This is a genomic window from Pseudomonas sp. MIL9 (assembly GCF_016887925.1).
In the GTDB taxonomy this organism is placed as follows: domain Bacteria; phylum Pseudomonadota; class Gammaproteobacteria; order Pseudomonadales; family Pseudomonadaceae; genus Aquipseudomonas; species Aquipseudomonas mohnii.
Window position 1 is genome coordinate 204,410 of record NZ_JAFEHE010000011.1, and the last position, 15,002, is coordinate 219,411.

Annotated in this window: 17 protein-coding genes and 1 pseudogene; 13 read left to right on the forward strand and 5 right to left on the reverse strand. The window is 59.8% G+C overall.

The window, feature by feature from the left end:
• Positions 1-87: 87 nt before the first annotated feature.
• Together JQF37_RS14490 and JQF37_RS14495 are read right to left on the reverse strand one after the other, a co-directional pair.
• Positions 88-408 (reverse strand): hypothetical protein, encoded by a 321-nt coding sequence (locus JQF37_RS14490; RefSeq protein ID WP_130203674.1) that lies wholly within the window; start codon positions 406-408, stop codon positions 88-90.
• Positions 409-539: 131 nt separating this feature from the next.
• Positions 540-1,130 (reverse strand): cysteine hydrolase family protein, encoded by a 591-nt coding sequence (locus JQF37_RS14495; RefSeq protein ID WP_130203673.1) that lies wholly within the window; start codon positions 1,128-1,130, stop codon positions 540-542.
• Positions 1,131-1,369: 239 nt separating this feature from the next.
• Between JQF37_RS14495 and prmB the strand changes: the two genes are divergently transcribed.
• Complete coding sequence (gene prmB / locus JQF37_RS14500; protein WP_130203672.1) at positions 1,370-2,278, forward strand: 50S ribosomal protein L3 N(5)-glutamine methyltransferase; 909 nt, start codon at positions 1,370-1,372, stop codon at positions 2,276-2,278.
• 71 nt (positions 2,279-2,349) lie between these two features.
• Here prmB and JQF37_RS14505 read toward each other — a convergent pair whose 3' ends face one another.
• Together JQF37_RS14505 and JQF37_RS14510 are read right to left on the reverse strand one after the other, a co-directional pair.
• Positions 2,350-3,141 carry a hypothetical protein gene (locus JQF37_RS14505; protein ID WP_130203671.1) on the reverse strand — a complete coding sequence of 264 codons (792 nt, stop codon included), beginning with the start codon at positions 3,139-3,141 and terminating at the stop codon, positions 2,350-2,352.
• 138 nt (positions 3,142-3,279) lie between these two features.
• A pseudogene (locus tag JQF37_RS14510) lies at positions 3,280-4,279 on the reverse strand (alpha/beta fold hydrolase).
• Between the two features lie 83 nt (positions 4,280-4,362).
• Here JQF37_RS14510 and aroC point away from each other — a divergent pair.
• From aroC to mtnC, 5 genes are read left to right on the forward strand one after another with little or no spacing between them, the layout of a single operon-like run.
• Positions 4,363-5,454, forward strand: a complete 1,092-nt coding sequence (gene aroC / locus JQF37_RS14515; RefSeq protein WP_130203669.1) for a chorismate synthase — start codon at positions 4,363-4,365, stop codon at positions 5,452-5,454.
• Positions 5,455-5,482: 28 nt separating this feature from the next.
• Positions 5,483-6,634 (forward strand): MFS transporter, encoded by a 1,152-nt coding sequence (locus JQF37_RS14520; RefSeq protein ID WP_161793938.1) that lies wholly within the window; start codon positions 5,483-5,485, stop codon positions 6,632-6,634.
• Entirely contained in the window at positions 6,631-7,257 is a 627-nt protein-coding gene (locus JQF37_RS14525) for a methylthioribulose 1-phosphate dehydratase (protein ID WP_130203668.1), read from the forward strand. Before JQF37_RS14520 ends, JQF37_RS14525 begins: the two co-directional genes overlap by 4 nt.
• A 19-nt stretch (positions 7,258-7,276) precedes the next feature.
• Positions 7,277-7,822 carry an acireductone dioxygenase gene (locus JQF37_RS14530; protein WP_130203667.1) on the forward strand — a complete coding sequence of 182 codons (546 nt, stop codon included), beginning with the start codon at positions 7,277-7,279 and terminating at the stop codon, positions 7,820-7,822.
• A 4-nt stretch (positions 7,823-7,826) separates the two neighbouring features.
• Entirely contained in the window at positions 7,827-8,510 is a 684-nt protein-coding gene (gene mtnC, locus JQF37_RS14535) for an acireductone synthase (RefSeq protein WP_103402590.1), read from the forward strand.
• A 126-nt stretch (positions 8,511-8,636) separates the two neighbouring features.
• Here the strand turns inward: mtnC and JQF37_RS14540 are convergent, their stop codons facing one another.
• Positions 8,637-8,915 carry a DUF3509 domain-containing protein gene (locus JQF37_RS14540; protein WP_103402591.1) on the reverse strand — a complete coding sequence of 93 codons (279 nt, stop codon included), beginning with the start codon at positions 8,913-8,915 and terminating at the stop codon, positions 8,637-8,639.
• A 344-nt stretch (positions 8,916-9,259) separates the two neighbouring features.
• Here JQF37_RS14540 and JQF37_RS14545 point away from each other — a divergent pair, with 344 nt between their 5' ends.
• The 7 genes from JQF37_RS14545 to JQF37_RS14575 all read left to right on the forward strand — a co-directional run bounded on the left by JQF37_RS14545 (position 9,260) and on the right by JQF37_RS14575 (position 14,703).
• Positions 9,260-11,098: a long-chain-acyl-CoA synthetase gene (locus JQF37_RS14545; protein WP_130203666.1), complete on the forward strand. Its 1,839-nt coding sequence runs from the start codon at positions 9,260-9,262 to the stop codon at positions 11,096-11,098.
• Between the two features lie 96 nt (positions 11,099-11,194).
• Positions 11,195-11,713, forward strand: coding sequence for an ankyrin repeat domain-containing protein (locus tag JQF37_RS14550; RefSeq protein ID WP_130203665.1), 519 nt, complete (start codon positions 11,195-11,197; stop codon positions 11,711-11,713).
• A 96-nt stretch (positions 11,714-11,809) separates the two neighbouring features.
• On the forward strand, positions 11,810-12,340 hold the full coding sequence (locus tag JQF37_RS14555; protein WP_130203664.1) for a hypothetical protein: 531 nt from the start codon (positions 11,810-11,812) through the stop codon (positions 12,338-12,340).
• Positions 12,341-12,422: 82 nt separating this feature from the next.
• Complete coding sequence (locus JQF37_RS14560; RefSeq protein WP_047531608.1) at positions 12,423-12,614, forward strand: PLDc N-terminal domain-containing protein; 192 nt, start codon at positions 12,423-12,425, stop codon at positions 12,612-12,614.
• 264 nt (positions 12,615-12,878) lie between these two features.
• Positions 12,879-13,754: a polyamine aminopropyltransferase gene (speE, locus tag JQF37_RS14565; RefSeq protein WP_130203663.1), complete on the forward strand. Its 876-nt coding sequence runs from the start codon at positions 12,879-12,881 to the stop codon at positions 13,752-13,754.
• Between the two features lie 162 nt (positions 13,755-13,916).
• The gene (locus tag JQF37_RS14570; protein ID WP_103402739.1) at positions 13,917-14,150 is read left to right on the forward strand and encodes a hypothetical protein; all 234 of its coding nucleotides are present in this window, start codon (positions 13,917-13,919) and stop codon (positions 14,148-14,150) included.
• A 211-nt stretch (positions 14,151-14,361) separates the two neighbouring features.
• The gene (locus tag JQF37_RS14575; RefSeq protein ID WP_060541568.1) at positions 14,362-14,703 is read left to right on the forward strand and encodes a ribonuclease E inhibitor RraB; all 342 of its coding nucleotides are present in this window, start codon (positions 14,362-14,364) and stop codon (positions 14,701-14,703) included.
• Positions 14,704-15,002 lie beyond the last annotated feature (299 nt).

Below are 15,002 nucleotides of genomic sequence, written 5' to 3' on the forward strand. Positions count from 1 at the left end.
GTCAGCCTCCGCGAAGGGCGGCCAGTTTACCCAACTCCAGGCGAATGGGCGCGCGACAAAACACGCGCATTCGGTGTGAGCGCGGGTTCAGTCGTGTTTTTTCATCAAATGCGGGGACATGGCCAGCTCTCGCGACTGGCGCGAGCGACGACGGCTACGACGCCAGAGCCACACACCGAGGTACAGCACGACCAGGCCAATCACCAGAATCACCGCCGCACCGGCGCGGTTGGTGTTCATCTCGCCCAGGGCGGGCGCATGGCCGAGCAGGCTGGCGATACCGGCCATGGCGAGTAACACACCGGACATTGCCAGCAGCGCGGCAAATGCCGCGCCGATTCGAAAACGCCAGTTGCTTTGGCCTTTGGGCCGCAAGCGGCGAGCGTCAAAACCATCGGATAACTTCATTCCGACCTTCCTCAATGGGTATCGGCCCTTCGACCGGGAGTTGACCGGGTTGTTCCTGAGGCTAAGACAATTACGGCTAACGAGAGGCTTTTGCGGATGAGCGGCGGTAGAGACCGCTCATTGAGCGCCGATCAGATCAGTTCGCGGGTCAGGGCGAGGGTGGCGAAGTTGTCTGCCATGATCGCCATTTCGGTCTGCTGGACGTGCTCGGCGGTCAGGACGCCGCCCTTGTAGGGCAAGTCGCGGGTGGCGCAGGCGTCTTCCACCAGGGTGCAACGGAAGCCCAGGTTCTTCGCGGCGCGGACGGTGGTGCTGACGCTGGAGTGGCTCATGAAACCGCAGACAATCAGGTCGAGGGCGCCCAGATCCTGCAGGCGTTTTTCAAGTGGCGTGCCGTGGAACGCACTGGGCAGCAATTTGCCGATGATGGTTTCGTCGGCCAGTGGCTCCAGCCCCGGGATGAACTCGCCGCGTTCGCCTTGCGGGTCGAACAGGCCACCCACGGTGCCGAGGTGGCGCACATGCACGATCGGGCGGCCGGCGGCGCGGGCAGCGCCCAACAATTGCTTGATGTTCGCGACGGCAGCGTCCATGCCACTCAGGGCCAATGGACCGTTGAGGTATTCTTTCTGGGCATCGATGATCACAAGCGTCGCATGGCTCAGATTGGCTGCTGCATAACCGCGGCCGCTGAGTTGAAACATCGTTTTTGGAACAGACATTCTGGGGCTCCTTGGAGTGGGGCTTTTGCGACATTGTCCTCTGGCTGAGCGCTTCTGTGAATGGCTACCATTACAAGCGCCGTCGTTACTGGCGTGCAGCGTTGTCAAGTGGTCCGTTTTGTTCAAGACCGAGCGTAAAAAAGAGATTAGTCCTACAACAGCGCCAGTGTTTTTCCTGCGTCGTCGCGGCAGCGTTTGACTGATAGAATCGCCCGTCGATTTTTCTGGAGTTTGCCGTCGTGATCACTTCCCGCCTTCGTACCCTGCGTGACCATATCCGTTGGGCCGTCAGTCGCTTCCATGGGGAGGATCTGTTTTTCGGCCATGGCACCGACAACGCCTGGGACGAAGCCCGTCAACTGGTGTTGGGTGCACTGCACTTGCCGTGGGAAATCGCCGACAGCTATCTCGATTGCAATCTGGAAGAAGACGAACTCGTTCACCTGCAGCACTTGCTCAAGCGTCGTATCGAAAAGCGCGTCCCGACCGCGTACCTGCTGGGCGAAGCCTGGTTCTGCGGCCTGTCGTTCATCGTCGATGAGCGCGTGCTGATCCCGCGTTCGCCGATCGGCGAGTTGATCGAAAATCGCTTTACGCCATGGCTGGCCAACGAACCTGCGCGAATTCTCGACCTGTGCACCGGCTCCGGCTGCATCGGCATCGCCTGCGCCTACGAGTTCCAGAACGCCGAAGTGGTGCTGGCCGATCTGTCGTTCGAAGCGCTGGAAGTGGCCAACCAGAATATCGAGCGTCACGGCGTCGATGAGCGGGTCTACACCGTGCAAGGCGATGGTTTCGATGGTTTGCCGGGGCAGCGTTTCGACCTGATCGTGTCAAACCCGCCTTACGTCGATGCCGAGGATTTCGCCGACATGCCGGACGAATACCAGCACGAACCGGAGCTGGGCCTGGCCTGCGGTGAGGATGGTTTGAACCTGGTACGGCGCATGCTCGCCGAAGCGGCCGATCACCTGACCGAGAAGGGGTTGTTGATTGTCGAGGTGGGCAACAGCCAAGTACACGTCGAGGCGTTGTACCCCGAAGTCGATTTCGCCTGGCTGGAGTTCGAGCGCGGCGGGCATGGCGTGTTCATGCTGTCGGCTGAACAGTGCCGGGATCATCAGGCATTGTTCGCGTCCCGCGTCTGACCGCAATCTTTGTGGCGAGGGAGCAAGCTCCCTCGCCACAAAAGCGTCTCACCGCGGACCGATTTCGGCGGTTACCGGTGCGTCGCAATCCAGATCAACAACCCCGCCTGAAACACCGCAAATGCCACCAGGCAGGTGATGGTGAACCGCAAGCCGGCGTCTTCACGCTTGTACTTGTTGACCTTTTCTTCGTGTTTCTTGAGTTTGACTTCCTGCTCGGCCAGGTTCTGCTCGGCTTGCTGCAGCATCTGCGCCGCCTCGAGAATTTCCACGATCTGCAGTTTTTCCGTGTTCCAGTCACCCGACAGGTCGCCGACCTGGACTGCCTTGACGCTGCCCTTCAAATGCTGGGCGTCGGCGTAAACCACATCGAAACCGTGCACCCGCAAAAAGTGGTCGCGACGCAGGCGGGTGTCTTCGTTCAGCGCATCCTTGTTGTTCAGGTCGGTGCCGTCGACGGTGTAGCCGGGCCATCGCTTCTTCGCCCAGGTAATGCCCTGGGCCGCCAGGAAGCGACCGATACCGCGGTTCATCGGTTCGATTTGCAGGCCGCTGTCCGGCCCGAAATGCACGCGCTTTTCGCTGTGGTCGACCCACACGTCCAGATGATTCTGTTCCTTGCGCACGCGTTGGCCGGGCAGGGTGATGCTCATGCGCATCAGGCTGCGCTGCTTGTCGTTGCGCTCGGCATAACCGAACTCGACAAAGCGCAGGGGGCGCCCGCCGGTGTTGCGGTCGGTCTGCAGCGGCGCCAGACGGAGCATCTTGTGGTGCTCGACCTGTACGTCCGCCCAAGGCAGCTCGACCGCTGGCGGTGCGTCTTTTTCAGCGGTGGTGTCGGGTGAAGTCTGGGTATCGGTCATAACGGCGAGATCCTGTCCAAGCTTGCTTGCCGCCAGCCAGTGCGCTGGCGACAAAGGCTTATCGGCCGTTTTTTTCAAGACTGGAGGGCGACGAAGCGTTCTCGAGCGGTTTTCACCTCGCGATGTCGCTTAAAGCGCTCAACTGGCACGAATTCCGTCAATAAACCCGAGGATTCGAGTGCCCAGTTCGGCCGCCAGGGGCAATTGCGGATCTCTATAGGAGGCCAATTGCCGTTTTACGTCGTTGGGCACGATGCGCATGACGTGGTTCATGCCTTCTATCAGTGCCAGTTCGGCGTCCGGTTTGGCAGCCTTGAGCATTTTGGCGTCATTGACGCCGACCTGAATATCGTTGCTGCCCTGGATGATCAACGCCGGCATTTTCAACTTCGCGAACGCCGCCGCAGGGTCCTGGCGGAACAGCGAAATCAGGTACGGCTGAACGCTCGGGCGGAATATCGCCTGCAAGGGCGGTGGCACGTTATCGTCGGTTTTCCCGGCCTTGAGGCTGTCGAGCAGTTCGTTACTGCGCAGCATCAGTGGCGGCGGCAGGTGATTGCTCAGTTGTTGGCGCACCACTTGATCGATCGGCCGGGCGCTGCCGGACAAGGAAATCACCGCGGCCGCATCGACACTCGGCGCCGCGAGACTGGCGATCAAGGCGCCTTCGCTGTGCCCCAGCAAAATCAGCTTGCCGAAGCGCGGATCGGCCTTGAGCTTGCGCCCCCAGGCTTCGGCGTCGGAAACGTAGGCCTCCAGCGTCAGGTTGCGCTCGTCGGGGGTCGCCGCCAGGCTCGCTGCAACGCCGCGTTTGTCGTAGCGCACGCTGGCGATGTTGTGTTTGGCCAGCACCCAGGCCAGCCGTTTCAGGCTGTCATTGCGCCCGCCGTCGGGGTTGTTGCCGTCACGATCGGTTGGGCCGGAGCCGGAAATGATCAGGACAACCGGTACAGGCGTGTCGGACTTTGGCAGCAGCAGCGAGCCGAAAAGCTCTCCGCTCCCGGTATCCAACGTGATCGGCCGTTGCAGGACAGTGGCCTGGACGAAACCGGTAAACAGGGTAAGGCTCAAGGCTAGAACTCGCAGCATCATCACGCCATCATGAACGAAGATGCCGGTTGGACTCGCCGACACCCATAAGGTTCGAGGATGAACTACTTGGGTAGCCTGCGTATACTGGCGCGCATTACGTATTCAGGTTCATTTCACGGAGCGTCCTGCATGTCCGGCAATACCTACGGCAAGCTGTTCACTGTCACCACCGCTGGCGAAAGCCATGGTCCGGCGTTGGTCGCCATTGTCGATGGCTGCCCGCCGGGCCTGGAGATCTCCCTGGAAGATCTGCAGCGCGATCTCGACCGGCGCAAGCCTGGCACCAGCCGCCACACTACCCAGCGCCAGGAAGCCGACGAAGTCGAAATCCTTTCCGGCGTGTTCGAAGGTCGCACCACCGGGTGCGCCATCGGCCTGTTGATCCGCAATACCGACCAGAAATCCAAGGACTACTCGGCGATCAAGGACCTGTTCCGCCCGGCCCACGCCGACTACACCTACCACCACAAGTACGGCGAGCGCGATTATCGCGGCGGTGGCCGCAGCTCGGCCCGTGAAACCGCCATGCGCGTTGCCGCTGGCGCGATTGCGAAAAAATACCTGGCGACCCAGGGCATCGTCATTCGCGGCTACATGAGCCAGCTCGGCCCGATCGAAATCCCGTTCAAGACCTGGGACTCAGTAGAAGAAAACGCCTTCTTCAGCCCGGACCCGGACAAAGTGCCGGAACTGGAAGCCTATATGGACCAGTTGCGCCGCGACCAGGATTCAGTCGGCGCCAAGATCACCGTGGTCGCCGAAGGCGTGATGCCGGGCCTCGGCGAGCCGATTTTCGATCGCCTCGACGCGGAACTGGCCCATGCGCTGATGAGCATCAATGCGGTCAAGGGCGTGGAAATCGGCGCCGGTTTCGCCAGCGTCGCCCAGCGTGGTACCGAGCATCGCGATGAAATGACCCCGGAAGGTTTCCTCAGCAACAACGCTGGCGGCATTCTCGGTGGCATCTCTTCCGGTCAGCCGATCGTCGCGCACCTGGCCCTGAAGCCAACGTCCAGCATCACCACGCCGGGCCGTTCGATCGACATTCATGGCAACCCGGTGGACGTCATCACCAAAGGGCGTCACGACCCGTGCGTCGGCATTCGCGCCACGCCGATTGCCGAGGCGATGATGGCCATCGTGTTGATGGACCACCTGCTGCGCCACCGTGGGCAGAACGCCGATGTGCGCGTGAGCACCCCGGTGCTGGGTCAGCTTTAATGGCTGACCTCATAGCCGCTGCAGTCTGATGGCTGTGGCGGCGCTGCCGTACTGGCGGCTTTCCAGTTTCTATCTGTTCTATTTCGCCTTGCTCGGTTCGACGGCGCCGTTTCTGGCGCTGTACTTCGATCACCTGGGATTTTCCGCCGCGCGCATCGGTGAGCTGGTGGCGATCCCGATGTTGATGCGATGCGTGGCGCCGAACATCTGGGGCTGGCTGGGTGACTACACCGGCCGGCGGCTGGCCATCGTGCGTTTCGGCGCGGTCTGCACGCTGCTGACCTTTTCACTGATTTTCGTCAGCAAGACCTACGCCTGGCTGGCGATGGTCATGGCCTTGCATGCGTTCTTCTGGCACGCCGTGTTGCCGCAATTCGAAGTCATCACCCTCGCACACCTGCAGGGCCAGACCTCGCGCTACAGTCAGATTCGCCTGTGGGGCTCCATCGGTTTCATCATCACCGTGGTCGCGCTGGGCCGGTTGTTCGAATGGCTGAGTCTCGACATCTACCCGGCGGCGCTGGTGCTGATCATGGCCGGGATCGTGCTCAGCAGCCTTTGGGTGCCGAACGCGCAACCGGCGCCGGGCCACCGGGTGGCGGGGGAGGGATTTCTCAAGCAACTGCGCAGCCCCGGCGTGCTGGCTTTTTACGCGTGCGTGGCGCTGATGCAGATGAGCCATGGCCCGTACTACACGTTTCTGACCTTGCACCTTGAGCGATTGGGCTACAGCCGCGGGGTGATCGGCATGCTCTGGGCCGTCGGCGTGGTGGCTGAGGTGCTGATGTTCATGGCCATGAGCAAAATCCTCGCGCGATTTTCATTGCGCCGGGTGCTGCTGGCGAGTTTTCTGCTGGCGGCGTTGCGATGGTTGTTGCTGGGTTCGTTGGCTGAGTTCCTCTGGGTATTGTTGTTTGCCCAGGTGTTGCACGCGGCGACATTCGGCAGCTTTCATGCCGCTGCCATTTCATTCGTGCAACGTAGCTTCGGCGCGCGTCAGCAGGGCCAGGGCCAGGCGTTGTACGCGGCACTGGCCGGGACCGGCGGCGCACTGGGCGCGTTGTACGCCGGTTACAGCTGGAACGCCCTGGGCGCCGCATTGACCTTTAGTATTGCCAGCCTCGCAGCCCTCGCGGCTGCCGTTATCATTGCCACATGTATGCAAGAGGACAGGCCATGAGCCTTACCCGTGAACACCTCGCCCAGGAAATCATCGACGCCGGGCGTTTTCTGTATGGCCGCGGCTGGTCGCCAGCCACCAGCAGCAATTATTCGACCCGACTGTCGCCGACCGAAGCGCTGTTGACGGTGTCGGGCAAGCACAAGGGCCAATTGGGCCTGGACGATGTGCTGGCCACGGATCTGTCGGGCAACAGCCTGGAGGCGGGCAAGAAACCGTCCGCCGAAACCCTGCTGCACACTCAGCTCTACAGCTGGCGTCCGGAGATCGGCGCGGTGTTGCACACCCACTCGGTGAACGCCACGGTGCTGTCGCGCCTGACGTCTGAAGACTTCATCGATTTCGAAGATTACGAACTGCAAAAAGCCTTCACCGGCGTGTCGACCCACGAGTCGCAGGTGCGGGTGCCTATTTTCGACAACGATCAGGACATTGTGCGCCTCGCCGCCAAGGTACAGCCTTGGCTCGACGCCCATCCCGATTGCGTTGGCTACCTGATTCGCGGTCATGGCCTCTACACCTGGGGCGCGCGCATGAGCGACGCCCTGCGGCAGATCGAGGCCTTTGAATTCTTGTTCGAGTGCGAGTTGAAAACCCGCTCGCTCTCTCACCGTAAAGCCTGAACCGCCAAGGAGTTGCCCGATGAGCAGCCTGTCCGTCTACCACGTCTCAAGCCCTGACATTCCGAACAAGGTGCTGACCCATTTCGAAGACATCGCCTCGACCCTGGCCGAGCAGGGCGTACGGTTTGATCGCTGGCAAGCGGCGACGAAAATCCAGCCGGGCGCCAGTCAGGAAGAAGTGATCGCCGCCTATCAAGAGCAGATCGACAAGCTGATGACCGAGCGCGGCTACATCACTGTCGATGTGATCAGCCTGAACAGCGATCACCCGCAAAAAGCCGAATTGCGCGCCAAGTTCCTTGATGAGCACCAGCATGGCGAAGACGAAGTGCGTTTCTTCGTCGCCGGTCGTGGCTTGTTCACCCTGCACATCGACGATTACGTCTACGCCGTGCTCTGCGAGAAAAACGACCTGATCTCGGTGCCTGCCGGTACCAGGCACTGGTTCGACATGGGGGAGCATCCGCACTTCGTCGCGATTCGTCTGTTCAACAATCCGGAAGGCTGGGTGGCCAATTTCACCGGCGAAGACATCGCTGGCCGCTTCCCGCGTCTCGAGGACTGAAACGATGCCGATCAAAGCGATTCTCACCGACATCGAAGGCACCACCAGCGCGGTGAGTTTTGTGTTCGACGTGCTGTTTCCCTACGCCGCGAAACACCTGCCGGACTTTGTCCGTCAGAACGCCGGGCGCAACGACGTCGCTGAACAACTGGCCAGCGTGCGCCGCGACAGCAACGCGCCGGATGCCGACGTCGAGCGGGTGATCGAGATTCTGTTGGGCTGGATTGCCGAAGACCGCAAGGCCACGCCGCTCAAGGCGTTGCAAGGGATGGTCTGGGAGCAGGGCTACCAGGCCGGGCAACTCAAAGGCCACGTCTACCCCGACGCCGTCGAAGCGCTGAAGCACTGGCATCAGCAGGGGTATCAACTGTTTGTCTATTCCTCGGGCTCGATCCAGGCCCAGCGCCTGATTTTCGGTTGCTCGGAAGCGGGGGATTTGACGCCACTGTTCAGCGGCTATTTCGACACCACCTCAGGACCCAAGCGCGAAGCACAGTCCTACACCAACATCACACAGGCCATTGGCCTGGAAGCCTCGCAGATTCTGTTTCTGTCGGACATCGTCGAAGAGCTGGACGCGGCGCGCAGGGCAGGGATGGCCACGTGCGGGCTGGCCCGTGAGGGCGGGGAATTGGCGGGGCATGTCACGGTGGACAGTTTTGCGCGGATCGATCCCTCGACGTTCTAAGCCACACATAACCTGTAGGAGCCAGCCTGCTGGCGATGGACCCGAGTGCGCCGGGTTTAACCCGGCCACACGCGTTTTCGTTGACGACCATCGCGAGCAGGCTCGCTCCTACAGTTGTTTCAGGCTTTACAGCGAATGATAGGTCGGCAGGGCAAACCGCTGCTGGCTTTGGAGCATGGAGATTTGTGGCAGTTCGCTGGCTTGTTCGGCGAGGTCGCGACGGATCGCGCTGATGACCCACGACAGTTGATCGCCGTTGTGCAATTGCTGGTAGGAAATCGAGCGCTTGAACACTTTGTCTTCGCCACCGCGCAGGGTCAGCAGAATCCCGCCGTCAGGTCGTGGCTGGGTGGTGACTTCGAAGTTGGAGAACAAGGACGAAAATTTTTCTTGGATCAGGCTCATGTCTTTCGGCTCCGTTAGCGCTGGAATGGCAAGCATGAGGGGGTAGTTGCAGCGATTGTGCCAGCACGTCCATTAACAAAAATTCTATATAAATCAGTTATTTAAGTTTTTTGCTGATTTATTTTTCCGTGCAATTTGCATGAATGGCCATCGTGCATCCTGCATTTTGCGTGGTCGTCGGCGATTCGATGGAACCATTGCCCGTGCAGATGCTCATGATTTCCAACATCGCTGTGGCGGATACAAAACATTTCAAAAACCGCGTGTACAGCTCAAGAACCGTTGACGTATTTTCGGGCTCAATCAACGCCGCCCGACAATAAAAAGATCGAACGGGAGCAACCATGAGCCGTACGCCACGCGACACCATCACCTGGAGCATGATGCTCCGCAAGCTGCCGTCCATTGCCAAAGCCATTCCGCGGGTGGTGAAGGGAATGAAAGTGGCTAACGTCAAGGACCCGACCCAACCGTGTGGCCTGGGCTGGAGTTTCGAACAAGCGACCTTGCGCAATCCCCAAGGGCCGGCCTTGCTGTACGGCGAGGTCACGCTGACTTATGCACAGGTCAACGAGTGGGCCAATCGCATCGCCCATCACTTGATTGCCCAAGGCATCGGCAAGGGCGATGTGGTGGCGGTGTTCATCGAAAATCGTCCGGAGCTGCTGGTGACGATATTGGCGGTGGCCAAGGTCGGTGCGATCAGTGCCCTGCTCAATACCTCACAAACCCGCGATACCCTGGTGCATAGCCTGAATCTGGTGGCGCCGGTGGCCATCGTCGTCGGCGAAGAGCTGGTGGCGGCGTTTCTGGCGGTACGCGAACGGGTATCGATGGCGCAGGCTCGCACCTGGTTTGTCGCTGATCGGGACACCTACAGCCATCCGGGCGTTTCCCCCGAGGGTTTCATCAACCTGATGACCGCCAGCCTCGACAACGCCTGCGACAACCCCGTCAGCAGCCAGCAGGTGTTTTTCGACGACCCCTGTTTCTATATCTACACCTCGGGCACCACCGGGTTGCCCAAGGCCGGGGTGTTCAAGCACGGGCGCTGGATGCGCAGCTCGGCGAGCTTCGGCATGATCGCGCTGGATATGCGCCCGGACGATGTCGTCTATTGCACCTTGCCGCTCTATCACGCCACCGGACTTTGCGTGTGCTGGGGTTCGGCCATCAGCGGTGCCTCGGGATTTGCCATCCGGCGCAAGTTCAGCGCCAGCCAGTTCTGGAACGATGTGCGCAAATACCGCGCGACCACCCTCGGTTACGTCGGCGAATTGTGCCGTTATCTGGTCGATCAACCGCCCACTGCCGACGACCGCCAGCACGGCGTCACCAAAATGATCGGCAACGGTCTGCGCCCCGGCGCATGGGGTGAATTCAAGACACGTTTCGGCGTGTGCCACATCTGCGAGCTGTACGCCGCCAGTGACGGCAATATCGGTTTCACCAACATTCTGAATTTCGACAACACTGTCGGTTTTTCCCTGATGTCCTGGGAGTTGGCGGTTTACGACCACGACAGCGGCGCGCCGATTCGCGAAGCCAACGGCTTCATGCGCAAGGTCGGCAAGGGCGAGCAGGGGTTGTTGCTGGCGAAAATCGACGACAAGGCGCCGCTGGACGGTTACACCGATCCGCAAAAGACCGAAAAAGTCGTGCTCCACGACGTGTTCGTCAAGGGCGACCGCTACTTCAACACCGGCGATCTGTTGCGCAACATTGGTTTTGGCCATGCGCAGTTCGTTGATCGGCTGGGTGACACCTATCGCTGGAAGGGCGAAAACGTTTCGACCACCGAGGTCGAGAACATCCTCCTGCGACACCCGCATATTTCCGAAGCCGTGGCCTATGGTGTGGAAGTCCGCAACACCAACGGCCGCGCCGGGATGGCCGCCATCACGCCGGCCGAATCCCTGGCGACCCTGGATTTCAGCGAGCTGCTGGCCTTCGCCCGGCAACAGATGCCGGCCTACGCCGTGCCATTGTTCCTGCGGGTGAAAGTGAAAATGGAGACCACCGGGACCTTCAAGTATCAGAAAACCCGGCTCAAGGATGAAGCGTTCGACCCGGCCCGGACCGGCGCTGACCCGATCTACGCCTGGCTGCCGGGAACCGAAACGTACGTGCAGGTGACGGAGCAAATGCTGAAGGATATCCACGGCGGTCGATATCGATATTGAATGTGCCTATGGCCCCGCTTCAGAAAAAAGAAGTGACAGTGCCGGGGCTGCTCGGGAAACTGTCGGCTTTGCGAATAACTGAAAGTGGAGCGTTCAATGTCAGACAAAAGCCGCCAGATGACCCCCGAAGAAGCTGCCGAATTTGCCGAACAGGTATTCAACAAGGCGCGGGAGGGCGATGCGGCCATGATGGCTGCGCTGCTGACCAAGGGCTTGCCGCCGAACCTGCGCAATCACAAGGGCGACACCTTGTTGATGCTGGCCGCTTACCATGGTCATGTGGACACGGTAAAAGTCTTGCTCGAACACAAGGCCGATCCGGAAATCCGCAACGACAACGGCCAGAGCCCGATTGCCGGTGCCGCCTTCAAGGGCGACCTGGCGGTGGTCTCGGCGCTGGTTGAAGGCGGGGCGCAAGTCGAAGGTTCGTCGTTCGATGGCCGTACGGCGCTGATGATGGCGGCGATGTTCAACCGCGTCGCCATTGTCGACTACCTGATCAGCAAAGGTGCCGATCCGAAAGCCAGGGACGCCAATGGCATCACCGCGCTGGAAGCCGCCAGGACCATGGGGGCTGTGGACACCGTTGCGCAGTTGGAAAAACTGCCGGGCTGACGCTGTACTTCTGTGGCGAGGGAGCAACCTGCGCAGCACTCACTGAATGCGTTATCCTTCGCGCCCTCAAAATTCCCTCGCTACAGGATCCGCCCCATGAAAGCCGCGCTCGTCGAACTCATCAGCAAAATCAGCTCCGGGTGCATGGGCGATGACGAAATCCTCAAGGTCGCTGACGAGGCGGCCCAGGCTTACTCGGACCCCGAGGGTTTCCTGGCGGCCAATCCGGACATCAACTACGACGACACCTTCCCGATCCCGCTGGGCGAGTGGGTGGTCGTCGGCAGTCTGCCGGAGACCGTGCTGTTCCAGGCCGACACCTACATGGATCTGTTCGCGCAGATCGTTGCTTCGTTCGGGCCGGGCGTCGAATTCAATATCAAGCCCAAGCAACTGGCCAAGACCGAAGCCCTGACCGCGCTCAATCGCATTCAGGTGCAAATGAGCAGCCTGAACAAGGAAAACGGTGGCTATGTGCTGATGAACTTCAGCCAGTTGCTCGACGACGAACTGCAAGTCGTTCTGGTCTACGGCAACGACGTGCCGCGGGTGCTGGAGCTGTGCGCCGAAGTCGGCATTGCCGCTGCGCCGTCCCTGGAAGCCTTGAAAGTGGCCGTTCACGTTTAAAACCGCAAGCTGTCAATAAAAACGGAACCCTGGCCTTGGGCAGCTATCCTAAGAGGGCCAATCACTCTTCAGGAGCGTCACCATGGGTTCCACGTTCAACAGCCTGGTAGGCCTGATCATCCTTGCCCTGGACATCTGGGCAATCATCAACGTACTCAAAAGTGGCGCCGAAACCGGGATGAAAGTCCTCTGGGTGCTGTTGATCCTGTTGCTGCCGGTTTTGGGCCTGATCATCTGGGCGATCGCGGGGCCACGGGGTAACGTCAGAATCTGAAGTCATTCTCCCAAGCGACATAAAATCTGTGGGAGCGAGCCTGCTCGCGATGACGGCGGCACATTCGGAATTGATGTGGCGGACAAATCGCTATCACGAGCAGGCTCGCTCCCACAGGGCATTGTGGCGAGTCATCAAGTGAGGTTCGACCTGTCATCTTCCTCGACGTAGAATGCGCGCCTTTCCCGGTCAATCGAACCGATCGATTGGCCATCATGGGCGGGTAACCGTCCGTTGCCACCCGCATTCATCGGAGCACTTCCCATGAGCATCACCCCGACCAACGACTACCTGGAAACCCTCTACGAAGGCTATGGCCAGCGTTTTCGCATGGAAAAACTGCTGCACGAAGTGCGCACCGAACACCAGCACCTGGTGATTTTCGAAAACCCGCGCATGGGCCGGGTCATGGCGCTGGACGGCGTGATCCAGACCACCGAAGCCGACGAATTCATCTACCACGAAATGCTGACCCACGTGCCGATCCTCGCCCATGGCACCGCCAAGCGCGTGTTGATCATCGGTGGCGGCGACGGCGGCATGTTGCGTGAGGTGGCCAAGCACCGCAGCGTCGAGCACATCACCATGGTCGAGATCGACGGTACCGTGGTCGACATGTGCAAGGAATTTTTGCCGAATCACTCCAAGGGCGCGTTCGACGATCCACGCCTGAACCTGGTGATCGACGACGGCATGCGCTTCGTCGCCACCACCACTGAAAAGTTCGACGTGATCATTTCCGACTCCACTGACCCGATCGGGCCAGGCGAAGTGCTGTTCTCGGAGAACTTCTATCAGGCCTGCCACCGCTGCCTGAACGAAGGCGGCATCCTGGTCACGCAGAACGGCACGCCGTTCATGCAGATCGAAGAAGTCAAAACCACCGCCGGTCGTCTGCGCAGCCTGTTCCCTGACTGGCACTTCTATCAGGCCGCCGTGCCGACTTATATCGGCGGCGCGATGACCTTCGCCTGGGGCGCGACCAATACCGCTTATCGCAAATTGTCCCGCGAAACCCTGCAACAACGGTTCGCCGGCAGCGGCATCATCACCCGCTACTACAATCCGGAGATCCACATCGGTGCCTTTGCCTTGCCGCAGTACGTTTTGCAGGCTGTGAACAAGCCAAGCAACGACTGATAGCGCGTCAATCAAAAAAGGGCTGTCCGCGGTGGTGTTCTACCACGCCGCTGACGGCCCTTTTTTCATGAGGTGCCAGAGGAAAATCAGCGGAACGATTAGCCAGCTAATCAGGTCGAGATAGAAGTAAGCCCATCAATGGGTTTTATCGAGGAGGCACTGATGCAAAAGTGGAAAATCACTTTCGTGGATGATCACGGTGAAACTGTCGACGAAGTCTTTGAGTGCGACGAGTGCCCGGATAACGAACACGCCGCCAAACTCATCAAGGCCCGGTTGCTTCCCGTCGCCGCCGAACTGGATCTGAACGATCTGGAAGGGCGAACCGCCGATGCGACTGTCAAAAGTCTCAAGGCCCAGAACAGCATTCAAATCCTCGGCATCACGCCAATCTGAACATCTCCTGTCACATTCTCAACCAGGCCTTGGCAGCAGCTCTATCTTGGGGCTAATCTGCAGGCGAGATCAGCGAATGGATCGCTAAGGTCTGGTCTTGTCAGCTACATGCTTGTTTCCCGTCGGCACATCGGATGCCGTCGTTCGCACCGTTCGGTGGCGGGCGCTGGGAGTACGGAAAGTCTATCCATCAGTTTGAGGAGGACGTTTCATGAGCACAGCCTATCAAGAAGATATCAGCAGCAGCGTTCTGCGCCGCATGAAAGAGGGCGGTTTCGACTTTTCACGGTTCCATCCCATCGAGTTCTACGCCATTTTCCCGGACGAGGAGCGGGCACGCAGGGCGGCAGGTCATTACCGTGGTGAATCCCTGAATGCGCAAATCAGTGTGCGCGATGACGGCGCATGGGCCCTTGAACTGAGCAAAGTCATGTACGCCACTTACGATGACATCGGCGACTTCGAACAGGGTTTCGAAGCCGTGGTCGAGCCATTGGGCGGCATCATTGAAGGCTGGGGTGTCAAACAGGAGGTACGAGGGCGACTCGCATAAACTTATGAACAGTAGCAAGCATCAGTAACGGCTGACCTTTGGGTTGGCCGTTTTCGTTTTTGTCGCCGGCAAACCGAACACGACCTCGAAGAGCCCTCCATGACTGAATGACCCCCTTCGCCGGCAAGCCGCCTCCCACAGACTATGCTGGTGACAGGCGACCATAACGCCTTGCAATGAAGCGGGGGCGATCAGGTTGGGGCATTTACCGCACAGGATTGGTGCGGTGTCTGCGTATCGATTATCCAACCGATTGATATTAAAGCGTTTCTGCCGATGGCACGGGCCTTGCGAAGGTC